This is a genomic window from Candidatus Bathyarchaeia archaeon (genome assembly GCA_038882715.1).
In the GTDB taxonomy this organism is placed as follows: Archaea; Thermoproteota; Bathyarchaeia; order Bathyarchaeales; family DTEX01; genus DTEX01.
This window is the reverse complement of record JAVZNR010000006.1, coordinates 40,850-66,043: the sequence shown is the minus strand read 5'-3', so window position 1 is coordinate 66,043 and position 25,194 is coordinate 40,850. Positions and strand designations below refer to the sequence as shown.

General features: G+C 39.5%; 26 protein-coding genes and 1 other RNA gene. 12 read left to right on the top strand and 15 right to left on the bottom strand.

What is annotated here, in order from left to right; translation table 11 throughout:
* Positions 1 to 13: 13 nt before the first annotated feature.
* Positions 14 to 832: a PIG-L deacetylase family protein gene (locus tag QXR61_05120; protein MEM3757324.1), complete on the bottom strand. Its 819-nt coding sequence runs from the start codon at positions 830 to 832 to the stop codon at positions 14 to 16.
* Positions 833 to 941: 109 nt separating this feature from the next.
* Between QXR61_05120 and QXR61_05115 the strand changes: the two genes are divergently transcribed.
* The gene (locus QXR61_05115) at positions 942 to 1,418 is read left to right on the top strand and encodes a DNA-binding protein (protein MEM3757323.1); all 477 of its coding nucleotides are present in this window, start codon (positions 942 to 944) and stop codon (positions 1,416 to 1,418) included.
* Here the strand turns inward: QXR61_05115 and QXR61_05110 are convergent.
* Positions 1,401 to 2,369, bottom strand: a complete 969-nt coding sequence (locus QXR61_05110; GenBank protein ID MEM3757322.1) for a 3-hydroxyacyl-CoA dehydrogenase family protein — start codon at positions 2,367 to 2,369, stop codon at positions 1,401 to 1,403. The two genes, QXR61_05115 and QXR61_05110, sit on opposite strands and share 18 nt — an antisense overlap.
* 216 nt (positions 2,370 to 2,585) lie before the next feature.
* Between QXR61_05110 and nrdD the strand changes: the two genes are divergently transcribed.
* The 5 genes from nrdD (at position 2,586) to QXR61_05085 (ending at position 10,271) form a co-directional block, all read left to right on the top strand.
* Positions 2,586 to 4,814, top strand: a complete 2,229-nt coding sequence (gene nrdD / locus QXR61_05105) for an anaerobic ribonucleoside-triphosphate reductase (protein MEM3757321.1) — start codon at positions 2,586 to 2,588, stop codon at positions 4,812 to 4,814.
* Between the two features lie 43 nt (positions 4,815 to 4,857).
* An RNA gene (gene rnpB / locus QXR61_05100) (RNase P RNA component) lies at positions 4,858 to 5,156 on the top strand.
* Positions 5,157 to 5,216: 60 nt separating this feature from the next.
* Positions 5,217 to 6,557: a site-specific integrase gene (locus QXR61_05095; GenBank protein ID MEM3757320.1), complete on the top strand. Its 1,341-nt coding sequence runs from the start codon at positions 5,217 to 5,219 to the stop codon at positions 6,555 to 6,557.
* 112 nt (positions 6,558 to 6,669) lie between these two features.
* Entirely contained in the window at positions 6,670 to 9,324 is a 2,655-nt protein-coding gene (locus QXR61_05090) for a hypothetical protein (GenBank protein ID MEM3757319.1), read from the top strand.
* A gap of 2 nt (positions 9,325 to 9,326) precedes the next feature.
* A complete protein-coding gene (locus QXR61_05085; GenBank protein ID MEM3757318.1) occupies positions 9,327 to 10,271 on the top strand; it encodes a hypothetical protein in 945 nt (314 codons plus the stop codon).
* A 122-nt stretch (positions 10,272 to 10,393) separates the two neighbouring features.
* Here the strand turns inward: QXR61_05085 and QXR61_05080 are convergent, their stop codons facing one another.
* The 9 genes from QXR61_05080 to QXR61_05040 all read right to left on the bottom strand — a co-directional run bounded on the left by QXR61_05080 (position 10,394) and on the right by QXR61_05040 (position 19,482).
* Positions 10,394 to 11,356 (bottom strand): AAA family ATPase, encoded by a 963-nt coding sequence (locus QXR61_05080; GenBank protein MEM3757317.1) that lies wholly within the window; start codon positions 11,354 to 11,356, stop codon positions 10,394 to 10,396.
* Between the two features lie 90 nt (positions 11,357 to 11,446).
* Positions 11,447 to 11,740, bottom strand: coding sequence for a winged helix-turn-helix domain-containing protein (locus QXR61_05075; GenBank protein MEM3757316.1), 294 nt, complete (start codon positions 11,738 to 11,740; stop codon positions 11,447 to 11,449).
* Between the two features lie 44 nt (positions 11,741 to 11,784).
* On the bottom strand, positions 11,785 to 12,315 hold the full coding sequence (locus tag QXR61_05070) for a hypothetical protein (GenBank protein ID MEM3757315.1): 531 nt from the start codon (positions 12,313 to 12,315) through the stop codon (positions 11,785 to 11,787).
* A gap of 183 nt (positions 12,316 to 12,498) precedes the next feature.
* Positions 12,499 to 13,629, bottom strand: coding sequence for a site-specific integrase (locus tag QXR61_05065; GenBank protein MEM3757314.1), 1,131 nt, complete (start codon positions 13,627 to 13,629; stop codon positions 12,499 to 12,501).
* 259 nt (positions 13,630 to 13,888) lie between these two features.
* Positions 13,889 to 14,116, bottom strand: coding sequence for a hypothetical protein (locus QXR61_05060; protein ID MEM3757313.1), 228 nt, complete (start codon positions 14,114 to 14,116; stop codon positions 13,889 to 13,891).
* Positions 14,109 to 15,005, bottom strand: coding sequence for an AAA family ATPase (locus QXR61_05055; GenBank protein MEM3757312.1), 897 nt, complete (start codon positions 15,003 to 15,005; stop codon positions 14,109 to 14,111). The genes QXR61_05060 and QXR61_05055 overlap by 8 nt, the downstream gene beginning before the upstream one ends.
* A gap of 158 nt (positions 15,006 to 15,163) precedes the next feature.
* Positions 15,164 to 15,592, bottom strand: coding sequence for a hypothetical protein (locus tag QXR61_05050; GenBank protein MEM3757311.1), 429 nt, complete (start codon positions 15,590 to 15,592; stop codon positions 15,164 to 15,166).
* Between the two features lie 69 nt (positions 15,593 to 15,661).
* Entirely contained in the window at positions 15,662 to 19,099 is a 3,438-nt protein-coding gene (locus QXR61_05045; protein ID MEM3757310.1) for a hypothetical protein, read from the bottom strand.
* Positions 19,075 to 19,482, bottom strand: a complete 408-nt coding sequence (locus QXR61_05040; protein MEM3757309.1) for a hypothetical protein — start codon at positions 19,480 to 19,482, stop codon at positions 19,075 to 19,077. Before QXR61_05040 ends, QXR61_05045 begins: the two co-directional genes overlap by 25 nt.
* Positions 19,483 to 19,987: 505 nt before the next feature.
* Here QXR61_05040 and QXR61_05035 point away from each other — a divergent pair.
* Together QXR61_05035 and QXR61_05030 are read left to right on the top strand one after the other, a co-directional pair.
* Positions 19,988 to 20,179, top strand: a complete 192-nt coding sequence (locus QXR61_05035; protein MEM3757308.1) for a hypothetical protein — start codon at positions 19,988 to 19,990, stop codon at positions 20,177 to 20,179.
* A complete protein-coding gene (locus QXR61_05030) occupies positions 20,176 to 21,183 on the top strand; it encodes a hypothetical protein (protein ID MEM3757307.1) in 1,008 nt (335 codons plus the stop codon). Before QXR61_05035 ends, QXR61_05030 begins: the two co-directional genes overlap by 4 nt.
* A gap of 626 nt (positions 21,184 to 21,809) precedes the next feature.
* Here QXR61_05030 and QXR61_05025 read toward each other — a convergent pair.
* Complete coding sequence (locus QXR61_05025) at positions 21,810 to 22,085, bottom strand: hypothetical protein (protein MEM3757306.1); 276 nt, start codon at positions 22,083 to 22,085, stop codon at positions 21,810 to 21,812.
* A 73-nt stretch (positions 22,086 to 22,158) separates the two neighbouring features.
* Here QXR61_05025 and QXR61_05020 point away from each other — a divergent pair, with 73 nt between their 5' ends.
* The 3 genes from QXR61_05020 (at position 22,159) to QXR61_05010 (ending at position 23,186) form a co-directional block, all read left to right on the top strand.
* The gene (locus QXR61_05020; GenBank protein MEM3757305.1) at positions 22,159 to 22,500 is read left to right on the top strand and encodes a winged helix-turn-helix domain-containing protein; all 342 of its coding nucleotides are present in this window, start codon (positions 22,159 to 22,161) and stop codon (positions 22,498 to 22,500) included.
* A 262-nt stretch (positions 22,501 to 22,762) separates the two neighbouring features.
* Positions 22,763 to 22,936: a hypothetical protein gene (locus tag QXR61_05015; GenBank protein MEM3757304.1), complete on the top strand. Its 174-nt coding sequence runs from the start codon at positions 22,763 to 22,765 to the stop codon at positions 22,934 to 22,936.
* Positions 22,923 to 23,186: a type II toxin-antitoxin system RelE/ParE family toxin gene (locus QXR61_05010; GenBank protein ID MEM3757303.1), complete on the top strand. Its 264-nt coding sequence runs from the start codon at positions 22,923 to 22,925 to the stop codon at positions 23,184 to 23,186. The genes QXR61_05015 and QXR61_05010 overlap by 14 nt, the downstream gene beginning before the upstream one ends.
* A 239-nt stretch (positions 23,187 to 23,425) precedes the next feature.
* On the opposite strand, the gene QXR61_05005 is transcribed toward QXR61_05010, so the two are convergent.
* A complete protein-coding gene (locus QXR61_05005) occupies positions 23,426 to 23,635 on the bottom strand; it encodes a nucleotidyltransferase domain-containing protein (protein ID MEM3757302.1) in 210 nt (69 codons plus the stop codon).
* Positions 23,636 to 23,716: 81 nt separating this feature from the next.
* On the opposite strand from QXR61_05005, the gene QXR61_05000 reads away from it, so the two are divergent.
* On the top strand, positions 23,717 to 24,277 hold the full coding sequence (locus tag QXR61_05000; GenBank protein MEM3757301.1) for a hypothetical protein: 561 nt from the start codon (positions 23,717 to 23,719) through the stop codon (positions 24,275 to 24,277).
* Between the two features lie 117 nt (positions 24,278 to 24,394).
* On the opposite strand, the gene QXR61_04995 is transcribed toward QXR61_05000, so the two are convergent.
* Positions 24,395 to 24,814, bottom strand: a complete 420-nt coding sequence (locus QXR61_04995; protein ID MEM3757300.1) for a molybdenum cofactor biosynthesis protein MoaE — start codon at positions 24,812 to 24,814, stop codon at positions 24,395 to 24,397.
* Positions 24,814 to 25,131, bottom strand: coding sequence for a MoaD family protein (locus QXR61_04990; protein ID MEM3757299.1), 318 nt, complete (start codon positions 25,129 to 25,131; stop codon positions 24,814 to 24,816). The genes QXR61_04995 and QXR61_04990 overlap by 1 nt, the downstream gene beginning before the upstream one ends.
* Between the last annotated feature and the right edge of the window lie 63 nt (positions 25,132 to 25,194).

The window sequence follows — 25,194 nt, the reverse complement described above, 5'->3', positions numbered from 1 at the left end:
GCTTTGATTCCGCTTAAATATCTTCGGCGAATATGTCGCAGTGCAGGCTTCCAACCGGTAGAATCTTGAAGGGTTCGGCGTAATCTACGCCTATCTTTTTACCCATAAACCTCATGTACATTTTAATTATCTCTAGAAACTTGTCTAAATTATCTCCCGGAAACTGGCTTCTGTGGGCTGAGATCGCTTTAAGCTTAGCATCGATATACTTTGTTACATTCACGTACGTGTTAGGCTTCCTACTCCAGTAGAACGCTACGAAATTTACATTGTGGGGTGTTAATCCCTCCCTTAAATCCTGCGGGTTAATATATGCTAGTCCCGAGAACATTGATGCTTCCGCTGCAAGCATGCCTGTAGCCCTATGATCCGGGTGAATTTCGTATGTGAGCCATGGGTCAACAGTGAATATGATGTCCGGCCTAAACCTTCTCACTATCGTTATGAGTCTACTCCTAGTCTCCAAATCGGCTCTGAGTTCACTATCCCTGTAATCCATCCAAATGAGATGATCTACGCCAAGGATCCTAGCGGCTTCTTCCTGCTCCCCCCTTCTAACCTCAGCCAGCTTTTCGGGATAAAGCGTAGGATCCATTGTACCCATACATCCATCTGTCATAATCACGTAGGTTACTTCAGCCCCCTTCTCCTTCAACCATGCTACAGTTCCGCCAGCAGCTATATCCATGTCATCAGGATGAGACTGTATGCATAAAATCTTCCTAGCGTTCTCTAAGGCATTCTCAACCATCTTACGCCTAGTCTTAACAATAGCGTCATAGGCTTCATCCCACGATAATCGCTCCAGCAACTCAAAAGGCGCAGCCGTCATAAACAACCACCAAAAAATATTTTGGCCATACAGCTATAAGTAACTTACCAGCTGTTTAAGACAAATATTGTTCTTAAGGACAATATATTTGAGGCTTGAGGTGTGAAAATTGAAATACTTAGCAAGAATGGCGCAGGGTGGAAGAATATTTGTTGTAAGGCTTAGACCCGACGCGGATTTATTACCCGCGTTAAGAGATATCGCCCAGAAAGAAGATCTTAAAGCCGGGGTAATATTGTCTGCCGCCGGTCTTCTGAGAAAGGCGCATCTTCGCAACTGCAAGTCTTTTCCCAAGGAGTATCCGATAACGGACGCTAACAGAGCTTTCATCGTATTAGAGAAGCCGCTTGAAATACTGGGGCTTTCCGGCATAATTTACACGGTTAAAGGCGCACAGGAGGTTCATGCACACGCTACGCTATCGTATGTTGAGGATGGAGAAGTGAAAGTTGTAGGCGGCCACCTTCTGGACGGATGCATTGTCTTCGGTTTCGCCGAAATAGTAATTATGGAGCTCGCAAAGATAGATATGGAGAAAAGATTCGACAGCGAGACTAAGACGCTTCAGCTATTCGTGGAAGAATAGTTGACAGTTAACGTCTCCATAAAGGGTCTTTAAGACCTGAATTGTTTTTTCATCCCTCCACCTAACCATGTCTTCATAAGTCTTTTCGTTGAGTATACTGTAGCTCTTCATTCCCCCGATAATTTTCTCCCTCATTTCCTCCGAGAGTTCAGTCCATTTAGCCAGAGTCTTCCACCTAGATTCCATAGCCCCTCCAAGATGAGACAAAAAATACTCTATACCGCCCTTACCGCCACCTAGATAATAGCTGAGGAAAGGGCCAACTATGCTCCATCTAAGCCCAGGGCCAGCTGACACAGCCTTATCTATTTCTTCAGGATCCGCCACACCCTCGTTAACAAGATTTATCGCCTCTCTCCAAAGAGCCGCAGCTAAGCGGTTTCCTATGCTTCCAATAGTTTCTTTCTTCTGTACAACGGTAACCTTTCCCAAAGAAACCATAAATTTTCGCGTCCACTCCACCACTTCTCTACAGGTTGCTTCCCCCGGAATTATCTCTACTAGTGGCATTAAGTGCGGGGGGTTCCACGGATGGGCAACTACGCATCTCTCGGGATTTATGGCTGCTTTCTGAATCTCAGTCATTCTTAACGAGGAGGTGCTGCTTGCAATTATCGCCTCTGGCTTACAGAACTCGCTTATTTCTCTAAACACATGTTTTTTAACTTCGTAGCTTTCAACAACTGATTCTTGAATATAGTCGGCTTCTGCCACGGCGGCGGATAAATCGCTCTTCACCTCGATTCTCTTAAGCACCTCATTAACATCATCCTTAAGGATATCGTGCTTTGCAAGTAAAAGCAAGTTGTTCTTTATCCTCTCTAGAGCGTTCTCCAACTGCGCTCTATTTACGTCATATAAGGTTACGCTGCATCTCTTCCAAGCGAAAAGAGTTGCCCAGCTATGACCTATAAGCCCAACCCCAACACATGCAACCTTTCTCTCGCCCACTACACGTCACTCTACCTAAGTTTTAATCAGCTCTGATAGAGGTTTTTCTAAAATAAAGGCTTTTAACCAGTCCTTACACCTAAACTCCTAGGCATATTGAGAAGCGTGTTGAGAAGCCATAGAAGCGATCGGGAGCAAAAAGAATCGAGAATTATTTCGCTTAGAGATTAAGTTTTAAATCTGAGATTTAAGATAATACTGTTTGGGTCGTGCATTTTGCCTCCATCAAGTAAAAGAACCGGCACTAGAGTCCTAAAGGCTGTATCGTCAAGTCTAAGATTAAACATACTTAAATTGCTGTTTGATAGGGGCCCCCTATCCTACACGGAGATCATGAAGCTTTTAAAGCTGAGCCCAACCAAGGATGCTGGTAGGTTTGCCTATCATCTTAAGGTTCTTTTAAGTATGGATCTCATAGAGCCTGATGTGGAATCGAAAAAATACGTGTTAACCGATATAGGTAAGTCTCTAGTTGATTTCGCAAGCCGGCTTGAGGAGAGAGCCTCTAGGAGAAGGATGCTTGTAAGAACATCACGTTTGGCAATTGAACCTTTCGACAGGAATAAAATCGCTGAGTCATTGGTTAGGGAGGCAGGGGTCCCATCGGATTTAGCCCAAAAAATATCTAGGGAGGCTGAAGAGCGTTTACTTAAGCTCGACACAAAGTACTTGACGGCCCCATTAATTAGGGAGTTTGTGAATGCGCTTCTCATAGAACGCGGCCTAGAGGAATATAGGCATAAGCTGACGCGTCTGGGGCTTCCGGTTTACGATGTGACGCAACTGATAAAGTTTATGAGTTCGCTGTCTGCGAATGTTGAAGCTATACGTTTAGCAGCCGGTAACCGCGTTATTGAAGAATACACGCTTTTAAACACGCTTCCAAGGGATATTGCGGATGCGCATCTCTCAGGCGCATTAAACTTAAACAATCTCGCGTGCTGGGTTCTAAAGATGGATAGCTTCGTGCATGACTTAAGGTTCTTTCTAAAGTATGGCCTAGTGTTTAAGGAGCAGTACTCTGATTACACGCCTATTCAGCCGCCTAAAAGCTTAAGGGCAGCGCTAAATCTTGTGACGAACATTCTGAGGCTTGCATCCGCGGAAGTATCGTATGAGCAGGGCTTAGAGCACTTCAACGTTTTCTTGGCGCCGTTCATTAGAGGCTTATCGAGGGATGAGATTAAAGATGAAATTGCGCTCTTTATCTCCTCAGTTAATTTAACTGTTCCGATAGGGGTGTCAATAGGCATCGAGACGAGTATGCCTGAATTCTTATCCGAATATAAGGCTATAGGTCCGGGGGGAGACGTCCTTGAAGCCTATCGCGATTTCGCTGAGGAGAGCTTAACTTTAGCGTCGCTGATCATTGAGGCCTTAAGCGAAATATGTAAGTCTAAAGTCATGTTTAATCCCAGCCTAATAGTTAAGATCCGTCCTGAAAGCTTGAGCTCCAGTGAGGGGGAAAGCATTCTCTATAATGCTCATTCGCTTGCGACCTACGGTCTCCCATACTTCGCAAACATGTTTTCTGAGGTTGAGGAGAGGGCGTCTTACCTAGCTACTGGGGAAAGGTTTTCAGACGATTGGAGAAGGGATTGGGAGCTCGACACCATTCGGGTTGGATGCGTGGGCAGCGTCACAGTTAATCTTCCAAGAGCCTTCTACGAGTCTAGGGGCAATAGGGAAGTTTTCTTCGGCAACATATACGATTTTCTGGAAAAAGCTATTAGAGCGCTGGAGATAAAGTATTTAACGATAAGGCAACGCGCATATGAGGGTTTACTGCCATTCCTACACTATGGCGGGAGAAGAGACCCGTATTGCAGGCTAAATAATTCGCTTTTTCTGATAAGCGTAGCTGGGTTGAATGAGACCGTTAAGCTGGCAACTGGAAACGCGATTTATGAGGGGGATGGACCGCTAAAATTCGCCGAGGAATTGTCCTCGTACCTCATGAAGACTACCAGCGATTTCTCGAAGAGAAGAGAGATGCGCTGCGCTTTATCCCTAATATTGGATAGCGAGGCTTCAAGGAGGATGGCGGCTTTAGATGTAGAGCATTATGGTTTAGCTGAAGTGAATGTTAGCGGCACTAAAGACAAGCCGTATTACAGCGACTTAAGCAGTCTACTGTATGCCGCCGACATCCCGCTAGAAAAATACCTAAGCATAGAGGAGCGGCTACATCCATTCTTCTCTGGAAGCCACCTCATTAAAATACCGGTGGAGGAGCATACCCCAGAAGAACTATTATCACTGTCAAAGAAAATTGTAGGAAGCTTCAAAATACCGCTGTACGCTTTCGACACAGCAGTCGTATACTGCAGTAACTGCCATAAAACCTTACGCGGAGACCGGTCAAAATGCCCCATATGCGGGTCAACAGGCGCAATAACAAAGTTCATCCGCGAATCCACAAGATATAAAGTAGTTTTTTACTAGCAAAACCCTTATCCGAAAGTTAAGCCAATATATTTTTGGGCTGGTGAGCTGGCGGACGGCTTTCGGGCGCATCTATGCGCCTGAGGAAACTCCGCCCACCACGCAGCCCGCAACGCCGCAAGGCGTGGGGCGAGAGCCCCGGCTCCGGAACAGAAACGGAACGCCCACTAAGCCAGTGACGCTGAGGCGTGCTAAGTCGCCGAGTAGGCTTAGTGGGAGCGGTGAAACGGCCGTCCCGCGGGGTGAAAGGGCAAGTAGGCGCCTATGAAGGCTGCGTGAGGCGCGGGTAGCCCGTTCAGTTGAATGCCGTCTAGAACAGAAGGCGGGTTACGGCCAGCACACCAGCCCCCTAAGGTGGGTAACATTTAAATACAAGATCATTTTTAGTTATCCTGATGGTAAATGTTCTTCGAGGAGATACTTAAGCTAGATGAAGAATGGAAGAATTCTGAGTATGTTAGCGTTCAACGTTGGTTAAGGAGCTTGCAGCGTAAGGGCTCTCTCTCAACGATGAAGGCTTACTTTAAGCTTTTAGCCTGGTTTGTTCAGTTTGTGAATCTTTCTCCGGATGATTTCATTAAGTTGCCTAAGGATGAGATTGTTGAGATGGTTCAGGCTTTCTGTGACAAGTGGAGTGATGAGGGTAAGAAGAGTACAGCTTTGAATGCTATGAAGGCCCTGCGGAGCTTTTTAAAGGCTAACAAGTTTAAGGTTGAGGAGCTTGATCTCGACGCTTCCTACAAAGCCATGAAGAGGCCTGAGTATGTGCCGACTAAAGAGGAAGTGTATAAGATGGCTTCTGTTTGCGACTTGAAGTGGAGGGCGATAATCCTCTGCCTCTTTCAGTCTGGGCTTAGGAATAGTGCTTTGAGGGCTTTGACTTATGGCATGCTGAAGGATCAGATAGAAAGCGGTGTTATCCCCATAAGGGTTCATGTTACAAGTGAGTTGAGGAATGTTCTTCCAGACGCTTGTAAAGAGGATGTTGACTACTGGACTTTCTTTGGTGCTGAGGCTTCAGAGGCCCTTAGACAATACATTAATTGGAGAAAGGAGAAGTATGGTGGAATCCAAGATGATGAGCTCCTCTTCCCATCTGAATCTAGAAGCTTAAGCTTACATGAGAGGCTTAGGGAGCCTATAAGCCAATGGCATTTAACTAGAATCGTGAAGAAGGCTGCGAAAAAAGCTGGAATAAAGGGGTGGAGGAATGTGAGAGCCCACTCTTTAAGGAAAACCTTCAGAGCTGTTCTTGACATGGGATATGTTGATGGGGGGCAGATGGCTGAAGACGACAAGGAATACCTGATGGGACATAGGCTTCCAGGAGCAAAGGCACCATACCATAACGCTAACGTAGAATTGCTAGCTCAAAGATATATGAGGCTCAATTGGGCGCCAGCCGGCCAAATGACGAAGGAAGCGAGGATTGAGATGATAAAGGCTTTCGCGAAAACTCTTGGAATAGAGAATATTGAGGTGAAAATTCAGAAGGTTCGTGAAAAGCAGCCTGAGCTGGATGAAATGGAGGCCTTAGGAAGAATCATTAGGGAAGAGTTGGGAATAAAACCTTTAGAATCAAGGATTGTCAAGCGTAGGAACGAAGATACAGATTGCGATGAAAAGCCATATAGAAGTAAAATAATCGAAGAGAAAGAACTTGTTCAGCATGTAGAGGAAGGCTGGGAAATAGTAAGAGAATTAAGAAATGGAAAGTTTCTGATCAGAAAACAGAATCATTGAGTTGATGTCAAAGATGCTATGAGATCTATACTGGCATACTAGACTAAGTATAAGCCCGAGGATTACTTATGAACACTTTTATATTAATGCTTACTTTAAATAATAGTTTGATATGTCAGATGAAAATGAAGACTTGAATTATCTACTTTACATAACTAGCCTTATTGATGGTAAGCTTAGGGGAATTTGGAAATATGCTGCTAGAATTCTCTTGAGCAGCATTATTCGTAAAGAGCTTATAAATGAGCTTGGTTTTGAAGTTCTCGTAAAGAAGGGTATTGAAGAAGGTTTTTTAATGGCTGAAAATGGTGAGATTAAATTAACACCTAGTGGGAGAGTTCATCTTAATTATATTTTACCTACCTTAAAATTTGCTGATGAAATAAAATATCAAGCCATGCGAATACGTGATTTAATTGAAGATGATAAACGAAAAGAATATATCAAATCTTTAGAGAATGAATTAGCAGATACGTTAGAATATTCCCAGAAAAGAAGAGAAATTGCAATCTCAGAGCGCATACTAGTTAACGGTTATATTGGGGCACTAGAAGGAAGTGTCTGGATATTTTCTATTTCAAGTAGCGAATACGTAACTAAACAAGATTTTAGTGCAAAATATGTGCTCATTAAAAAATTTGTTGAGAAGCTTGTTAATAGTGGATATAATTGCATTTATAACCTTCACTATGATAGAGTCACATTCTTCCTTGATAGAAAGCCAGAGAACGACATAATAAGTTTCATTAAAGAGAACAACTTTAATCTCGTAGATGAAGCAAAGAGGATAAATATCTCTGATTTAGAAGTAAGTGAATTCGAGTATTTGTTAACTAAAATATTATCTGATTATTTTATTTCTAAAAAGTTGATCAAAATAAGAGATCAACCTAAATTTATTGATTTTTCAAGACGGCAAGTTAAAAAAGTGACTATTGGTCAACTGAATTTTCCTCTTACAATTTTCTATGGATTCAATATTAAAGTTAACAAGATCAATAATTCGAAATTCATACTCTGGATAGATCCGACTTACGTACAATTCCTCACCATGGATAAATGGATCGAATCTCTAGGTGTGGAAACACCCGAAGAAATACTTCATCTTATTGGAGATATCTGCGTATTGCCTACAAAACGAAAAGGAAAAATCAGTAAAATCGATTTGAAAGAGCGAATACCAGACGAGATAAGAAATTACTGGAAGAACAAATATAATCTTGATTTAACAACAAAAACAGGTATGGCTGAAATATCGTTCAAACAAGGAAAGCCTTTTTCCTATCCACTTGAGACATTATGTTTTGAGAAAAAGTGGATTGAACATAATATAGGATTTATGATGAAAGAGGCTCCTACGCTTTCTCCGCAAGAAAGATATGAGAAAATAAGAGAATGGTTTATAGCATATTGCATGCCATATGTGGAAACACCATTTTGTAAAATAGAATTTAAAGAAGATATGGCAAGTCTAGATGAAATTAAAGAAATTTTCAAATCATCTTGTAGGTTACTTCCTCCACGTTTGGTCTTTTCGCAGAAGGATATAAGACAACAAAGCACTGATACACGAGCTATTTTCAAGTACGGGGGCTACGCTGGAAATAAAGCAATTTTTATACCTAAAATTATATGTCCATCATTTATCTCTGAAAGAGAATGTGAAGAATTTTTAATAGCATTGAAAAGAACTTATGACAGCATTTTTGGAACTTTAGAGTATGCTTCCGAGGGGGTTCGAATACCTTATAGCTCAACAATTTTGAATGAGAGATATCCAAAAATTGAGGAAAAAATGAAAAGTAAACTTGAACCCATTTCGATCCCTAAACAAGATTCATCAACATCAATTGTTATATTCGTGGAACCAAACTATCAACATCTCATATATTATATCATAAAAAGCATCATAAACAATTCATGGAGAATCCCAGATCAACACATCAAAATTGGGAAATTCGAAAGAATAATGAAGAGAGATTTACCGTTGCTACGAGGATTTGCACTGCATTTGTATGTAAAATCTCTTAAACCACATGAACCCCCATGGATCTTAAGATACCCATCATATAAGGCAGCTAAAACAGTCTACTGTGGAATCGGCTTTTCAATGCAAGTAAAAGATTCAGAAATTAGAAAAGCGGTAGGCGTTCTCGCTATATGCGATGCTCAAGGAAAATTTGTTCACCAAAAGCATCTACCACTCAGCAAAGCTACAGATTATCTTTCGGAAGAGATGTTACAAAAGTTATTCAATTTTGTTCGCGATAAGACTTCTGAAATTCCATTTCAAAGAATGGTTATTTATAAGAAGGGGCATCTTAAACAAAATGAAATAATAGTTCTTAAGGGGTTCATAAATAAAATTAAGGAAACCGAGTATTGGAAAAATAAACAGATAGATTTCATCACGGTCGAAGAAGACATATACAGACTATTTAAAATCAAAAATAATACTATCTTGAATGTTGATTCTGGTTTAGTTATCATTAAGAATGACCAAGAAGCGTTAATTTGTGTTTCAGGTCACCCAGAAATTGGTATCAAACAAGGAACTGCTAAACTAATGCATATAAGGGTTGAGTTGTTAGAATCAAAAGCAGAGATTAAAGAGATAGTAAGGGAATACTATGATAGGACTTTCTTAAATTGGATAGCACCAGTAACTTTAAGCAAGTATCCTCCAGAACTGAATATTTCTCAGAACATAGCTGAGATCACAAGAGAAGTGGAAATTACGCAAGACTTTACCTATTTGGTGGTATAAAGATGAAGGAAGACATAGAAGAAACAATCAAATCTCTTCAGCTAAAAATAGATAGAAGAAAGGCGACTTTAGAACTAGACCAGAGAGTTCAACTTTTTATAAAACTTTTATCTGAGTATATAGAGGCATGGGACATCCTCTTTTATTGGAAGGGAAGACCAAAGCCTTTAGTCATAGTTGACCCCCCTCATTTTGATTTCACGAAACTGAAATCAAAAATTTTAGCAACAGTTTCAGGATCACATTACTTAAGAGAATTTGCATACTCCTTTTTTGAACAGTATGAAGCGCTTGAAACAGACGATCATAAAATAAGGAGAATTAATGAATTTTTAAAAGCAGCTTTAAGCCAGAACTTTTTAGAACCAAAGAATGAATGCATGTTATTTTGTTCTGAATGTGGAAGGACAATTTTGACAAATAGATTTGATGAAAATGATGAATGTAGTTGCGGGTCGCAGTTTGATTTTAAATTCTTCTTAGCATCGATTACTGGAAAACTCATGGAAGGAATAATTAATGGTCATTTGTTAGAGATATATGCATCACATATCATGAGGATGGTGAATGGTGTAAAACTCATCGGGATGGGTATCGGGGAAAGAGAAGAAAAATGTGTGTATACAAGCATAGAGTATGCCGGTATAGGTGTGGGAGATAGAGAAAATGGAGAAATAGATGTTCTTGGTTTAATAAATAACTCCTTAATAGCTATTGAATGTAAATTTAATGAAACCACTTATAATGATGTTAAGGATTTTCTTAACATCTCTGAGAATCTCCTTCTCAAGATAAAAGAAAAATATCCTTCTGTGAAAATGTACAAAATAATTCTTTCTTATGATGGTACAAAGTTAAAACCCACTAACACTTTACGTGTTATATCGTTGAAAGATATCCCTTCGACAACCCACTTGGTAAAGCAAGTTAGCCAAATGCTTCGTTAAACTAACCGTTAGGAAATCTTGACTTTTTAGTATTATACTTTGTTATGAATTACACATTCATTTAAGCCATGAAGACCGCTATAGATGAGTTGAAGAACATTCAAGGTAATACGAAGATAAGACTAGCTAATTATTTCATAAACTTTCCATCTTCCAAATCCCTCAACTTTTACCAATCCCATATCAACCATCTTCTTCATGTAATTTCTGTAGGCTCTGTCAACAACAGGGTTTTTAACCATCTTGCAATATTCTCTGTAAAGTAGGCCTGATGGCATTCTCTTCTTTTTTCCAAGTATTTCGTAAATTATCTTCTGATGCTCATTCAGCTTTGAGAGGAAGAAAGAAGCCTTCAGCCTTCTTGCTTCCTTTGCAGCCTGCTTAACCTCTTCGATCGTAACTTTACTTAAGCCTTTATCCTCAGCCTTCTTTCCCGCCCTTCTCAAGATTTCAAGCCCAACTCTTGCGTCTCCCTCAGCCATGACAGAAATTATTCTAATTAATTCATTGCTTATTGAATTGGGCTTGAAGGAGAACTGAACCCTATCTTTTAAAATATCGTAAAGCTCATCTGGCTTGTATGCTGGAAACTCTATTTCAGTCAGCGCCAAGCTGCTCTTAATCCTCGACGGTAAATTTATTAGAGCATGGTATCTTGTTGAAGCAAGAATTAATCCAAACCTGTTCCTTGAAAGAATGTAGAGAACATCAAAGTCTTCTAGTTGATCAACCTCATCTAAGCATATTATAAGCCTCTTTTTCTTAGCTAGATTCTCAATTTTATCTATGAGTTCGCCTGTCGGCTCTCTCCCATGCACTGGAATCTGAAAGCTAAGCAAAACTTCCTTTAAGACTTCATGCGTGCTCCTATACTTCCAGCAGTTAATGTAGCATGAAATCTCTTTGAAATAGCTTTCAAGAACCCATTTCACCAAAGTTGTTTTACCAGTACCCGGAGGGCCAACGAGAAAAACATTTTCTATTAAACTTCCTCTCAAAATAGGCTTAAGACATCTCTCCAACTCTCTCAGCTGTCCTTCTCTATGCAAAAGCCTGCTTGGAATGAAAGCTTCTGTTAAAGGCATTTCATTGTAGATAATTGAATCGCCACTACAATTCATGATTAATTTTTAATGGAATAAATTCAAGTGATTTTCGTTCCGATAGAAATTCCGCTATAAATTAGCAGGTTTTTCTGCTAACTTCAGCTTTTCCAGAACTCTCTTTCCCTCATCTGTAAGCTTATACTTCGTTATTTTCTTGCTCCTCTTTGAATATTCTATCTCAACTAAGCCCACATGTTTTAATACTCCAAGGTGATAAGCCAAAAGTCCTTTTTCAATCCCAGTTTTTCTCGCAATATCGTTGAAAGATATATCTGGCTCATCAGCTATGGTAAACAGAATGTTAAGTCTGTAATCGTTGTCTAATACGCTATATATTTTGAGCATTCTTCTTAATTCTTCCATCTTAATCAAGTAAAAATAGTTTTAACAGGTAAATAAATCTTTACCTAAACCCTTCCCAAAGCTTTAAGGAACTTGTAACGAAGTGATAAAACCAAGATTATTTTCTCCGGGTCTGGAAAATTATCTTCTTCACCATAAGCGTAAACGTGCCCATGTTTTGCCATGAATGATAGGTAGAGGTCTGTCAAGTAGCTATGAGAACTCCCATAGATTGGATGATACTTATAATGAGTTAATATTCTGAGTTTGGGTGCGATAATCGCTTTATCATAAAACTGAGCAAACTCTGTGGCTGAACCCCATGATTCAACGTTAATGAAAATTAAATCTACGTCAGCCTCTTTAAAAACTGCTTCTTCTATTAGGCTTGGAGCAATATCTGGAGCGAAATCATCTTCAGGTATAAGTGCAATTACTCCGTTTTCCTCTAACTTTTTGGCTATTTCCCTTCTTTTCTCAACTCCTTTTCCACCAGCTCCAAGAAGAACCACAATTATCAGCGTTTCTTTTAGCAGGCCTTCAATTCTCTTCCTTTCTTCATGAATCCACTTCTTAATGTTCTTAGTGATGCCCATTAATCCACAACAGAAGCTTAAAAGGTGATAACTATTTAAGTTTAAGCGATTATTCCATCAATAACAACTGAAGTTTCAGAAAACTTTCATACCTTCATCATAAAATTGAGTCGCTATTAACTATTATTCGGCATAAATTCAAATAATTAATTTTACAATAGAATTCCGACAGGACAATAGCCTTTATAGTCCCTTTAGCTTATCCTTTAACCCTTTTCTCAACGCTTCCTTAATTATCACCCTCCTGCTTTTAGGGTCTTCAAGCATTTCCACGAACAAATCTGTTATAACCTCCATCTTAGAGTCAAGCTCAATTGCAGTCTTTAAGTCTAAGGCTAATCCACATAAAGAGCAAAACTTGCTGCCTGGAGAGTTTTCTCTCCTACATCTTGGGCAGACTATGGGTTTAAACTCTACTTCCCTCTCTTCTTCAACCTTAATCCCATGCATTTTCAGTATCGCTGACTCTATATCTCTTTGGCTTAAATGAACGTAAGTTGAGGCTTCATCACTTCCTTGAACCCACCCCATGTATTCGCAAAGTTGAGCTTCAGTCAAATGCTTAGCCAGCTCAGTAGCTCTTGAGTGGCGAAAATGATGCGGATTAACAGGCTTATTCAAATTTGCTTTTTTAGCAAGTTCCCTTAAAATCTTGCATGCTTCAGCATAAGTTATCATTTCATTTCCATCATTAAACTTCATCTTAATCCAAACAAACGCTTCTTTATCGCTTTTATATGGATGTGAGTCAAGCCATTGAATTAAAGCTGGGACAGAAGTTATCAGCCTAATCTTCCTAGAGCCAGTTTTCCCATGAAGAGTTAGTAGAGCACCATGCTTATCAAACTCTATCTGCTTGATTTTTATCGGCAGGAATTCGCCGATTCTAGCTCCAGACTCATATAAAGCTAAAACAAAGGCTTTATCCCTCAAATTGGTGGAAGCTGAAGCTAGCTTCTCAATATCGCTTGGTGTTAAAAGTTCCTCAGGCAGCGTTTTGTTATTATTTTTAACTGTTACTTTAAACCAATCTGTAAAATTTCTTCCTTCCTGCTCTCCCAACAGCCACTTATAAAACTTCTTTAAAGTTACTTTGTAATCATGCTTAGTCCAAGCCGTATATTTTTCACTTCCTTCTATTTCACCAACAACCTTTATCAACTCTTCTTTTTCAATCTTATCCAAGTCTTTATTGAGAAGCTTTGATATGCTAAGAAGATGGCTGAGATATTTTGCAACCCTCCCTTTTGATATGCCAGAAGCTATCAAAAAGCTAGCGAAATCTTGAAGCATCTTCCTATTTCTCTTGCTCAAGCTTTCTTGCTTGCTTAACCTTAATTCTAATCTTTCCAGCTGCTTTGAGAAATTATGAATTGTGTCAACCACTATTAAAATTAGCTAATCCCCATTTATATAACTATCAGTTAAATGCCCCGTCTGGGTTAATAATCGATAGTTAAGAATTTAGGGAATAGCTTCTTTCCCGTCCCTTTTCGCTTCTTCCAATTCTTTGTAACCTTGCTTAAGCAACTCACAAATTCTGGATATTCTCTGCGCTAAGTTTACATCCAATTCAAACACCTAAAGCCTCAGAATTTTGTAAACTCCTTATCTTAATGAACCTAAACTCAACGCCTCTAATACGCTTCAACCTTTTACCTATCTCCTTTAACTCAATCAATGAATTAACATCGAACAAAGCGTAAACAGAATTATCATGCATCCAAAGGCTAAAGCCATCAGTAAGCTTAGCTAGATACTTCGCAACTTTTTCACTTCTCACATTCTTACATTCAAGCATTACTCTTAACATTAACACCAACGATTTCGTAGATCCTTCCCTTCTTCTCCCCAATCGCTCTGACTAAATTTTTTGAACATAAGCTCTCCATGTAATTTCTGAAAGACCTCTCACTTTTCGGATGTCTTGTACTCTGAATGTAGAAGTCGTATAATCTACTCGCTGGTAAGCTCTTCCGCTCTTCTAAGATTTTCAAAAGGACTTTCTCATCCTGATTTAACTTTATTGGGCAATCATTATTGATTTGAACATCAGATTCTTCTATCGCATTCTTGTTTTCGCTTTCAGCTTTTAGAGCGGAAACTTTTAACGTGTTGATTCCTAAAGCGAGATTACCCTTAATTTTCTCAGCAATTTTCTTAATTACTGCATCTGTATAGCTCCCCTTGGCTAACGCTTTCTCTGCTCTATCTTTAAGAATATCGAAGCTTTGCTCAGTTGTATAAGCTTGAAGTCTTATGATGCTTGGGATGTTTGACCTAACGCTTTCACTTAAGAGAGAAATGTTCTCTTCATTATCTGAAATCAAAATAACACAAAGGTTTAGGCTCATTAGCCTTGCGATTAGATCTTTTTCCTTCAATTTTTCAAAGTTATCGAAGCAAACAGCAAACTTTCTTTCCTTAGCGTATTTCAAGAGTTCTTTGATTAGCTCATAGTTGCTTCTATAAAGAACGAACTCACTTCTTGGAAGAATCTCCTTTAGTATACTGTAAGTAGTTTGGAATATAGAGCAATCCACATATGCAACACTTACTTTCTTGTTAAGATTATGTATTACGTGCTTAACTAAAGTTGTTTTTCCAGAACCGCAGGGTCCACAAATAAAAGTATTTATGAAATTTTTAAGATTATTTGTTAATTCTACCTTTTCCTTTTCTCTATGCAAGATTTTTCTGGTAAGTAGGATCGACTAAGCACTTCTGAGTTGATGAGAATTTGAGAGTTCATGGTTTAAATTTTTCTTGAAGAAGCTAAATGGGTTGCGAGTGTGTAGATTGCCGATAATTCCGATAAGAAAGTCTTAAAAATGATTAAGCCTTTTGCCTATTTAACCCTCTTTCTTCGTTTTAACGCGATGAAGGAAATGGTTCCCATAACTACAATTCCAATTATGGTCACGTAAAGTTGAGTATAGTCTGTCTTCCAGTTTGCTATAACAATCTTTGGACCATTCATTACAATGGTGGCAGAGGGAGAAGTTGCTGTTGAATCCCCGCTCCATCCAGTAAATACTTGTTGGATAAGAAAACCTATGGCCGTTGGTGAGACCGAGAAGGTTGCTTTTGAGTTAGCATCATACCATCCTTCACCTTGAGGGTTACCATATTCAGATTTAACAGTTAAGTAGTATTGAATAGTATAGTTAAAAGTTATTGTGTGAGGAGCATTCATAGTTACGGTTAAAGAGTAAGTTCCAGATTCAGCTCGTGGTATTTTTACAGCTTTCCCATCGAGTATGTAGGAGTCAACCATATATCTTAATTGCTGCGCCACTTCAACCAAGTAACTTACAGTTACTACAATTGTTAAGCCCTTATCATATCATCCTGAACTGATGGTCTTCTCATATGGAGATACGATATTGAGATAATACTGAGTTTTCCAGTTAGCGTTTAGAGCGATAGGAGATTTGATTTCAACTGTAAGAGATGTATTTTCGGATGTTAAATCTCCCGTCCAACGTTCAAAGATAAGCCTTGTCTTATTCCCAAAATCTATTATAGTCGGGCTAATCGAGAGTGTTGCATTTGTTCCTGCTTTATACCAACCACCTCCTGAAGAAGTGCCATAAGGCGATGATATCGAGACCAAATATTCTACTTCATATTTTGCAATAAAAGAGGTTGAAGATGATACAATTACTATTTTTTTCTCAGAGGTTTCTCCATCATTCCATCCTTTAAAGACGTAACGGATTTTGGGCTGGGTCTGAATTATGGTAGGGATCTCGATTAAATGCTTAGACCCATATAACCAGTTAAAATGTAAAGGTAGGTTCTCGGCCTCATACTGTATGCCATCAATAGTAAGTCCATATATCCTGGGCTCAAGATCAAAGGTGACTGTGAATATAGGTTTGCCAATATAGTAGGAAATTACGTTTCCCTGTTCATCGAGGGTAAAGCTGTACATAGTTCCATTATCTACTATTGCTATGATACGTCCATTTTCATCTCTAACAATTGGTACCTCCCTTTTCACGATGTTCCCCTTCGTATCAATAGTATAGAAGGGAGCCATACTGCCACCCATGGAATACACTTCTGCAAAAAATAGGAATTGGTTTAATGGTTCCCTGTAACCTTTATCGAATCGAGCTAATGCCAACTTTAGTGTTAAGACAGTATCAGAGAACCACTGGTTCGCTATTGAAGCAAAGAACTCTTGGGGATATGTTACGAAGAAGCCGCCAGGAAACATGCTTCTTAGGTAGTTCATAGAGTTGTCTCCAGCTCGCTTTATGAGCTCATACTTTCTGTTTCTGAGAAATTCATCGTGAGAGATGTAATAGCTATCTACAACATGGTTTATTTCATGAACCACTACGAGACAAAATACATCTGTATATTTTGGCGGAACATCATTTGGGAATGCATTTTCCTGCATTATGCCTATATCAAGTCCAAAGATGTTAATGCTACCATCCTTACCAGATAATGAAACATAGTCGATTCCAAAGGTAAAGGGTGGAGGCTTGCCGAGGTTATCCACCACGGAGATCGATCGAAGATTATGAAGTTTTCTCGAAATTGAACTAAGGTAATTATATATAAAGTCCAACTGTCTTTGACTTAGATAAGAGTTATCTAAAAGCAACACGGAGAATTCGTTCCAAATGTCTAAGTACCGCCCTGTAAGCCCAATAGTGGAAGCTATCTCCTCTTTCCTATCAGAAGTTAGTGGTAATGCATCAACAAAACTCCGATATATTCGTTCACGAACCCAAGCTATCACGCTTTGAGCATCTTTATTATAGACTACAGATTTCTTGAAATATTGAGGGTTAGAGTTAATTAGATTCTTGTAAAAGCTATATATTTCATTTCGCAGTATACTTGAATTACTTAATTCTATTGTAGCTGTGGCGAGAAACAGATGCGCTTTAATGTACTTATTACGAATAATAACATCATCTTGTAGAAGGGAAGGAAGATCATTCGGATGAGCCCCTGTAACGTTTTCAATAAATGAAAATACTGAAGAGAATGTTTGCAGCTCAATATTAGGATAAAAAGTATGGAATACAGGGTATCCATTATAACTATTTGTAGGATCGTAAACATAGCCATCTATCCACCGAATGCCAAAGATCTCTCCAATTCTATTCATTGGATATTCATCAAGAGTTTTTCCTTGATTGTGAGACTTCCATGACCAGCCTAATCCCATAAGAAGGAGTCCACCACCATTAACGACAAAATTTTCTAAGGCATCGATTTCCAATTTAGAGAAACCGCCCCAAGCATTACCAATTAAAACAATGCTTACATCAGTAAGGACAGATGTAGTAAGTTCTCCGTAGAATCTTGTGACAATATACCCACGTTTCTCTAGTTCCCTTTTGAAGTTATCGAAGTTATCACCACCATACACTTCGCGATGTCCCATCGTGACTAAAACCTTCTTTTTATTCAGCTTGTCTAACCAGTCTATTAAATTGTTGCCAAACTCTCTATTATCAAAGAGGTCTAATGCTTCATTGGTTAAGAAGCCTTCATGTCCTAAGGCTATAATGCGCCCTTGACCCTTAGTAGATGCTATGGCGACAACCGAGGGGATTGGTGTCGTGTCATCGTCTCCTGCAACCATGGGGACTGACTCTACATTTAAAGCTAATAAAGGTCCTGGTATTCCAATTGCAAAGATAGAAGTCACATTAATTGTGGGTAATGAGAAATAGTAACTTATGGGAAAGCCCCAATTTTTAAATGTCGGTACTAAATCGTGTCCTGCAGATACGCTTAGATAATATATGAATATGCTGAGCCTTTCATTGTAAGGAAATTTCTCGTAGTTAATTGAGGAAGAATTTACGATTTTAAAATAGTATTTAAATATATTCCATCCATACCGATCCTTAAGTGTTAAGAAAATACCTGATACTACACTACTCGTCAACTCAGTAAATTTTGTGCCTTGTTCAACATATTTTTTCAATTCGTTTTTGACTATTTGCTCATCAAAGCTATACCATTCCCTTAGTCCAAGAATATCAAAAGCATAGTACTTGCCGATGTCTGCGAACGCTTCGCCGAAGGGACCTTTAAGGAAGTCTGCCCAACCGAATATGACGTGCCCTAATTCATGGTATATAATGCTACTCAGAACTCTGTCGTTTCCTAACACTTCAGGAAGTTGCCACACATCAATATAAATTGGATTCCCAGCTATGCCAGCCGCCCAGATCTTCATATCCCAATCTAAATCTTTAGTAAAGTCTAGAGTGATTCTTTCACCATCAAAAGGTTTGCGACCTGCAACCCATATAAGCCTCTCATAGATAACATCTAACGTCTCCTTTAACGCCGGGATGGATTGGGCGAAAGATGGGTATATAAGCCTGAAATATTTTGTAGTAAGCTCTTGTGTTGTGAAGGGCACATTCCTAACCGAGCCTTTGGCCGCCCAATAAAGGATGTTTTCAAGGAACCCTCGCCTAAAAATAGATCTATGCTGTGCAATTGTGCAAAGTAAAACTTTACCATCGCCAATGTTTCTAGTGAGAATAACAGCTCCCTCTGTTCCATTTGCCATGACATTAAAAGAACTCAGGTCTACTCCACCGATTACATAGGCATCAGCAAACATTATGAACGTGAAATTATCATTTTTGAATATGTTTGGCGACCGGAATAATGCGTCTTCCTCTTTAATCCACTTAAGGTTTTCCTCTTTGTGTGCATCTTGCACAACTAAGTCGAATAAGACAAAGCCTTCTCCAGATGAGAAGTCTATTAGTGACCCCCCTCGTGAATCCATTTAATAAGCTCATCTTTATTGATTTGTATCCAGTCAGTAATATCGAAGGACGGTTGAATACCTTGGCCTCTAATTCCCACATTATAATCGATGAGAATAATGGAGTAGTTTTCTATATTTAAGTTAGTTAAATTGCTTCTATCATATGCATCATATTTAATACCGAGAATCTTCAAGTTAGCATGCATCGATTTTGGGTTTTCATAGATGATAGCAATCGGTACGTTTCGGTTTGCACTACCTTCTGCCGACTGCGATTCATTCAGATTTTGGTAACTGAAATTATCTTTCCAAGCGTAATCCAGCGCTTGAACTAGCATAGAGGTTAAAACCTGAAAGAATACCAGAATGATTAAACCCAAAGCGAGGGCTACTCGATTCAACTCCGCATTCCACTCTAGCTATAAAAGGCTCTTTGGCACTGACGGAATTTCTGCGCACCAGTAAACCCATTCGTTTACCTCTTCTTTTTAAACACATGGAAGAGTTTTGATGACGAAGAACTTTATAAGGATCTTAAATTCATGTTTAAGAGAATCTTTTAAAAATGTTAATGGGTTGAGGTAAGGAGCAGGGTGAAACCCGGAATATGTCTGCTAATGAGCCTTCTCTCCAATTACGGATTACGGAAATTTTATTAATCGATAAACAAAATCTTAACGTCTCAACTTCTTTTTCTAAGTGATTTCATGAAGATAGAGAATGCTTTGAATTGGAGGGATAAGCCCTTTATTCTTTTAGCTTTGAGAGCAAAGTTTAGGGGGGTTAGAGCCAAGTATATCAGACTATCACAGGGATCTTAAAAGAGTTTTCAATCAAGAGTTATGCTACAGTGCTGTAAGGAAAAGGCTGAGTACTCTTGAGGAGAAAGGTTTTCTTAAGAGCGATTTGATTAAAGGAGTTGTTAGCAATAATCTGGTTGATTCTAAGGGCGAAATTAAGCTTAGAAGGTTCACCAAAGTCTTCAAGAAAGTTTATGTTATAAATGATGAGAGCAGAGCCCTGAAGCAATTCATTAAAATTTTGAAGGGTTTATCTAGAGGTTTATTCAAAAAGAATCTTTCCCAAAGATTCTTTTGAAAGAAAGGCCAGAAATTTTGCCTCAACCTCAAAAGTATGAATGGATAAACAGGATGGTTCAAGAAGTAGCTTATGATATTTTTGACAGTCCATGCGGCCCAAACGCTGAATGGATTAAACCTGGTACTAGAGAAGAAAAACATTTGCCAGCAAAGCTAGAAAGAGATGGGATTGGTGTAATATTTCCTTATCATGATTCTAACTTGCTTAAAGATTACATCTCAGACAAAACAAACAGAAGCGTTGCTTTGATTTATTTGGCAACTTTGCCAGCCATAGCTTACGACAAAGAAACCAACAAATATGTTTATGGAATAAACGGGACTAAGCTTTTCGTTCAAGATTTGGACAGAAGGTATAAAGAAGTATTAGAAGTTCACAAAAATCCAATAATAAATCCTTACTTTGGATATGATGAAGTGAGAGGACGCTTTCAAATGTTTCTTCAAGACAGGGCAATACACGGCTTAAGAAATGCTGTTAAGCAATTCAGCGGAAAATGGCCTTTTTGCCAGCCAGGAACAATTGATGAGTTTTTAAACAGGACTTGGGACAAATGGGATTTGATTAGAGTTATATATGCTTATGGAAGGTATTTGCATGCGATTGGAGAATTTCCTGAGCCTGAACTTGAAGGTGAAAGGTATGCTTTCCCGCTCTTGTTTAAAGCTTTTGGAGTGCCTTACACTCATCCTGCTTTTGAGTCTGCTCATTACATAGGAGATAAAGGAAAAACAGCATGGGGTTGGGAAGGTGCAACATCGCTTCCTGACAATATAGTGAATGCTTTAAAAAGTGGTGAATATGGGAATGTTGTAATTGGTTATGGCAACATTTTCTGTTTATTCAGTTGTGTTGATGGCTTGGAAAAAGATTTGGAAGAAGGGGCTCAACATCCCAATGTAGAGCCTTACTTGGCGCATGCGGAAATTTACCAAGTTATAAGGCCAAATATTATGATTCCTGAAACTCAAGCCAAGAAGATTTATCTCTGGAAGAAATGAAAGAAGAAATTGAAAATTAAATCAAAAATAGTATTGTTGCTTAGGTTTTTTTGATTGAGCTCGTTGCTTCCCCATTCTGGGGGATCGCAAAGATATTTTTTATCTGAAGTGATACTTCCAGCATCCACGCAACTTCCTATACCAGTTCCACCATAACCTCTATTACAACATTTACCAGCTGCACAGCCCGCTGAAGTAAAAGTAGAACTGCAAACATAGCAATAACAGTAATAACCAGGTTGACAATCAGCATCACTAATACATGATTGTTTACACCTGTAGTTAGTAGTGTCGCATTTATATGCGGTGCAATCAGCATCAGAGCAACAAAAGTTTGTTGGTACTTGATTATTGGGAGAACTTTCAACCCATTTCCACGAGTTGTCATAAACACATCTGAATGCTTTCCAAAGCTCTCCACTTGAAAAACTTTTCCGCAATTTCCAGAATTGCAAACAAATGCTTTACATGCACATTCCCCTATTCTTGGCTTCCAAAAACAAAGGTACTAATAGCCTCCACCTCTCCTTTTAATGTAGCAATCTATGCCTAACATGCCCCGTCAGCAATATAACCAAAGTGACTCTGAAAAATATCACAACCAGGTTTATCCTTATCCTATTCAATTAAACTTTTAAAACTTTTTTAATGTATTCTAGAATATCTATGTTTTTATGCGGGTTTAAGGATACGGTTTCTCCTCCCTTATGAAGTAGTAGGTAGTTCTCTTTGACGAGCTCTCTTACAAACTTTCTTATCCTCTTTCCGTTGTTTTTGACAGCATGGGAAAGTTTATTGACAAGCGTATCAATGGGGAAGTAGTGGGAACCCCACCTCCCATGCCTTACCAGCCAATCTAAAATCAAAGCTTTAACTTCGTGGTCAGAGTAATCTCTTCTCATATAGGTACACTAATGATACCTTTTGACAGTTAACTATATATGCCTTTACTCACAGGATATAACTTGATAAAAAATGGAGTGTGAATCGCTCTTAATCAAAGCCTTAGGCAACTCACCAAAGCTTAGGATCCTAGACTACCTATTAGACTTTAAGCTAAACGACTTCACCAAGAAGGAAATAGTGGAAGCCCTAGGAATGAGCAAGCTTACATTTTATAAGTACTTTAAAGATTTAGAGGAGCTCGGCCTAGTCGTAGCATCAAGAAAAATTGGACGCGCCACCTTATATAAGGTCAACCTTGAGAACCCAATCATAAAAATGCTCATTGAGTATGAGAGGCAACTCTCCCTACAAATAGCGGAAAAAGAAAAAGCTAAGATGCAAAAGCCAGCTATAGTAGAAACAATAAAATAGATTAGCATAGACTTTAAATTCAAGCGAAAATTATTTAGAAAATCACTCCTAGTGCTTAGAGGAAATCATGGTTGAGCAAAGGGGATTCAAGCATTATTGATATGGGAGAGATCCTCTTGTGCTTAATCCCCACATAAACCATGGGAAAACAGTTCTCTCAACTCGGAAAAGTGGCGTTATCCCTGTAAGAAAGTTGAAAGTGGTAATGAGAGGTAAATGTTATTAGGGTAATGTTTATTTTCATTGTTTTAGGTGAAACTTTTTGGGCGAGGCTGTTCTTGAGAAGATTGAGGAGATCGGTAAGAAGATTGATGAGCTTAAGGGCTTTCTCGAAGACATATTCCTAACAACCGAAGAATACCTGCTACTAAAAGAGATTGACAAAATAGTTAAGGATAAGCGCTTCAGTGAGCTGAAGCCCCTTGACGAAATTTAGGATCCTTCTCCACAGAAGAGCACATGAATATTTGAGCGAACTTAACCCCGAAGACAGGAGGCGCATAATCGATAAACTTAAGCAATTGGAAGACTTCCCAGACATTCAACTCGATATTGTTAAGATCGCTGGCGAAGCAAACACATTCAGACTACGAGTTGGAAAATATAGAGCGCTATTCAAAGTTTATGAGCAAGAGAAAATCATAGTTATCGCCAAAATAGACACCAGAAAAAGAATTTACCAGTAACCGCCATTAGAGAAAGACTCAATTAAAAACTACTGGTTAAAGTAACCCGCCTCTAGAGGTTGGGAACGGCCAGCACACCAGCCCCTAACGCTGTTTCTCTTCTCTAACAAAAATAATATGAAAGCATGTTTTTGGGCTTTCTTAAAAGAAATTCCCTAAGCAATTTTGTCTAGGTCTATTTTTATACCCTTCTCGAGCGCTTCTGTCACGATAATCTTTCTGCCATTATATCTCCTTATTTACTCCGGTGTGTATGGGAACATCTCTATAGTGAAGGAGCCATTCCAGAGCCTGCTAAGCAACTCCATGTTTTCAATGAAGCCCCGCTCCCTAAATTTCTCTGAGATAACTATCATGTCGAGGTCGCTATCCTTTAATGGGACGCCGTAGACCCTTGAGCCGAAAAGATAAACCTCGCTGGCCCCAAGCTCCTCCCTCAGCCTCTTCATGAAAGATATGAGCTCCCTTTTCTGCCTTTTGGACAGTTTAACCGGGGGCTATACTTCCTCCTACTTGGATAGAATTATTGGATGAAAACAAAGTTTATTGCACCCATAATAATGGCGGTCATACTGGCAGCTCTAACAGTAACGCCTACGCTCGCAGCCCCGCTCGGAAAATTCATAGCTATGGATGGTGGGTTGGTTGTTAGGCTTCCGCAGAAGGCCTTTGTGGGCAAAAACTTTAACATAGGCATATACGTGGCTGACAGCTTGGTTGAAACAAATTCGGAAGATGGCTCTGGAGGAGACTACGATCTAGCCGAACTATACATTTCAGTTTCCGGGCCAGGGACCTGCATCATGTGGAATGACTGGTTTGAATTTCTAGGAGAAACGATTGATCCAGGGGATGATCTTATCGTAGCCCCAAATGAAGTCTCAATGGATCCGGATGGAACGCCGGATAGCGGAGATGAATATACGGTTTATATTTATTCGATGGAGTATGATGAGGCTGTCAGCAAGCTCGGCGACATAGCCGGATGGACCGGTAACGTTGTGTGCCTAGTTGACATGGCTGGCGAATACAAATTCACCCTAACCGCAGGCGGCGTCACTATCGGCGAATTCACGATAACCGTTAAATAAGATATAAGACTAGAAGGCATGAGGTTAAGCCGAAATCTCCTCTCTTTTATTTTATTTATTGAGTATATGAGCCTTTTTTTAGGCTTGTCTTTCCAACCTATTTGTCACTTAATGGTTTTATGGGTTTTCTATCCATTGTGAGCCTTTCTCGGTCACTTCCTTCTTCCATATTGGGACTTCATGCTTTAATCTCTCAATTAATTCAACTATGGATTTGAAGGCTTCCTCCCTATGTTTTGAGGCTACTAAAGCGTACACGGTGTCCTCGCCGACACCAACTGACCCAACCTTATGCTCAACTATGGCGTCGATTATCCCATACTTCCTCTTCAAGTCCTCAATTATATTCTCCAGAGCCTTTTTAGCGGCTTCCTCGTAGGCTTCATATTCGAGCCTTAAGACCTTTCCTTCATCCTTGCCCACGCCTCTAACGACCCCAATAAAGACTGTAACAGCACCTATCTCATTAGATGCCCCCTTAACCTCGCTTAAAAGACTGTTTAGTTCATCGAGTTTCTCCGATATCTTGACTTTCATTATCTTCCGCCTCCAACGGGTGGGAGAATAGCCACCTCGTCGCCATCTTTAAGCCTGTAGGTTATTTCAGGGCTCCTGCCGCCGACCAATATAAAGTAGTTTTTAAGCGCGGGGATCCCCTCCCTGTTCACAGCCACCTCGCCCCTAATGGTTACGAAGATCGATTGCCTCCACTCATCGGCGGCGTCGCTGTGTCTGCTAGGTATATGTTTCAGGAGGAGGTCTGCAAGGGTGGCGCCCTCAACCTCATATTCTTCCTCTTTGACGCCCAGCAGCTCACGTAGCCTACCAAAATACTTAACCTTGACCTTAACCATGAAAACCGCCCTCAACATTTTTGACGATCAATTTAACTACCAATAATTGAATGTCGAAAATTA

Coding starts and splice junctions, on each gene's coding strand:
- QXR61_05000 (MEM3757301.1), top strand. CDS start 23,717: ATGAAAACAAAGTTTATTGCACCCATAATAATGGCGGTCATACTGGCA.
- QXR61_05095 (MEM3757320.1), top strand. CDS start 5,217: ATGTTCTTCGAGGAGATACTTAAGCTAGATGAAGAATGGAAGAATTCT.
- QXR61_04990 (MEM3757299.1), bottom strand. CDS start 25,131: ATGGTTAAGGTCAAGGTTAAGTATTTTGGTAGGCTACGTGAGCTGCTG.
- QXR61_05025 (MEM3757306.1), bottom strand. CDS start 22,085: ATGAGAAGAGATTACTCTGACCACGAAGTTAAAGCTTTGATTTTAGAT.
- QXR61_05120 (MEM3757324.1), bottom strand. CDS start 832: ATGACGGCTGCGCCTTTTGAGTTGCTGGAGCGATTATCGTGGGATGAA.
- QXR61_05050 (MEM3757311.1), bottom strand. CDS start 15,592: ATGGTTGACTCCTACATACTCGATGGGAAAGCTGTAAAAATACCACGA.
- QXR61_05045 (MEM3757310.1), bottom strand. CDS start 19,099: ATGGATTCACGAGGGGGGTCACTAATAGACTTCTCATCTGGAGAAGGC.
- QXR61_05020 (MEM3757305.1), top strand. CDS start 22,159: ATGGAGTGTGAATCGCTCTTAATCAAAGCCTTAGGCAACTCACCAAAG.
- QXR61_05060 (MEM3757313.1), bottom strand. CDS start 14,116: ATGCTTGAATGTAAGAATGTGAGAAGTGAAAAAGTTGCGAAGTATCTA.
- QXR61_05080 (MEM3757317.1), bottom strand. CDS start 11,356: ATGCCTTTAACAGAAGCTTTCATTCCAAGCAGGCTTTTGCATAGAGAA.
- QXR61_05090 (MEM3757319.1), top strand. CDS start 6,670: ATGTCAGATGAAAATGAAGACTTGAATTATCTACTTTACATAACTAGC.
- QXR61_05085 (MEM3757318.1), top strand. CDS start 9,327: ATGAAGGAAGACATAGAAGAAACAATCAAATCTCTTCAGCTAAAAATA.
- QXR61_05075 (MEM3757316.1), bottom strand. CDS start 11,740: ATGGAAGAATTAAGAAGAATGCTCAAAATATATAGCGTATTAGACAAC.
- QXR61_04995 (MEM3757300.1), bottom strand. CDS start 24,814: ATGAAAGTCAAGATATCGGAGAAACTCGATGAACTAAACAGTCTTTTA.
- QXR61_05070 (MEM3757315.1), bottom strand. CDS start 12,315: ATGGGCATCACTAAGAACATTAAGAAGTGGATTCATGAAGAAAGGAAG.
- QXR61_05005 (MEM3757302.1), bottom strand. CDS start 23,635: ATGAAGAGGCTGAGGGAGGAGCTTGGGGCCAGCGAGGTTTATCTTTTC.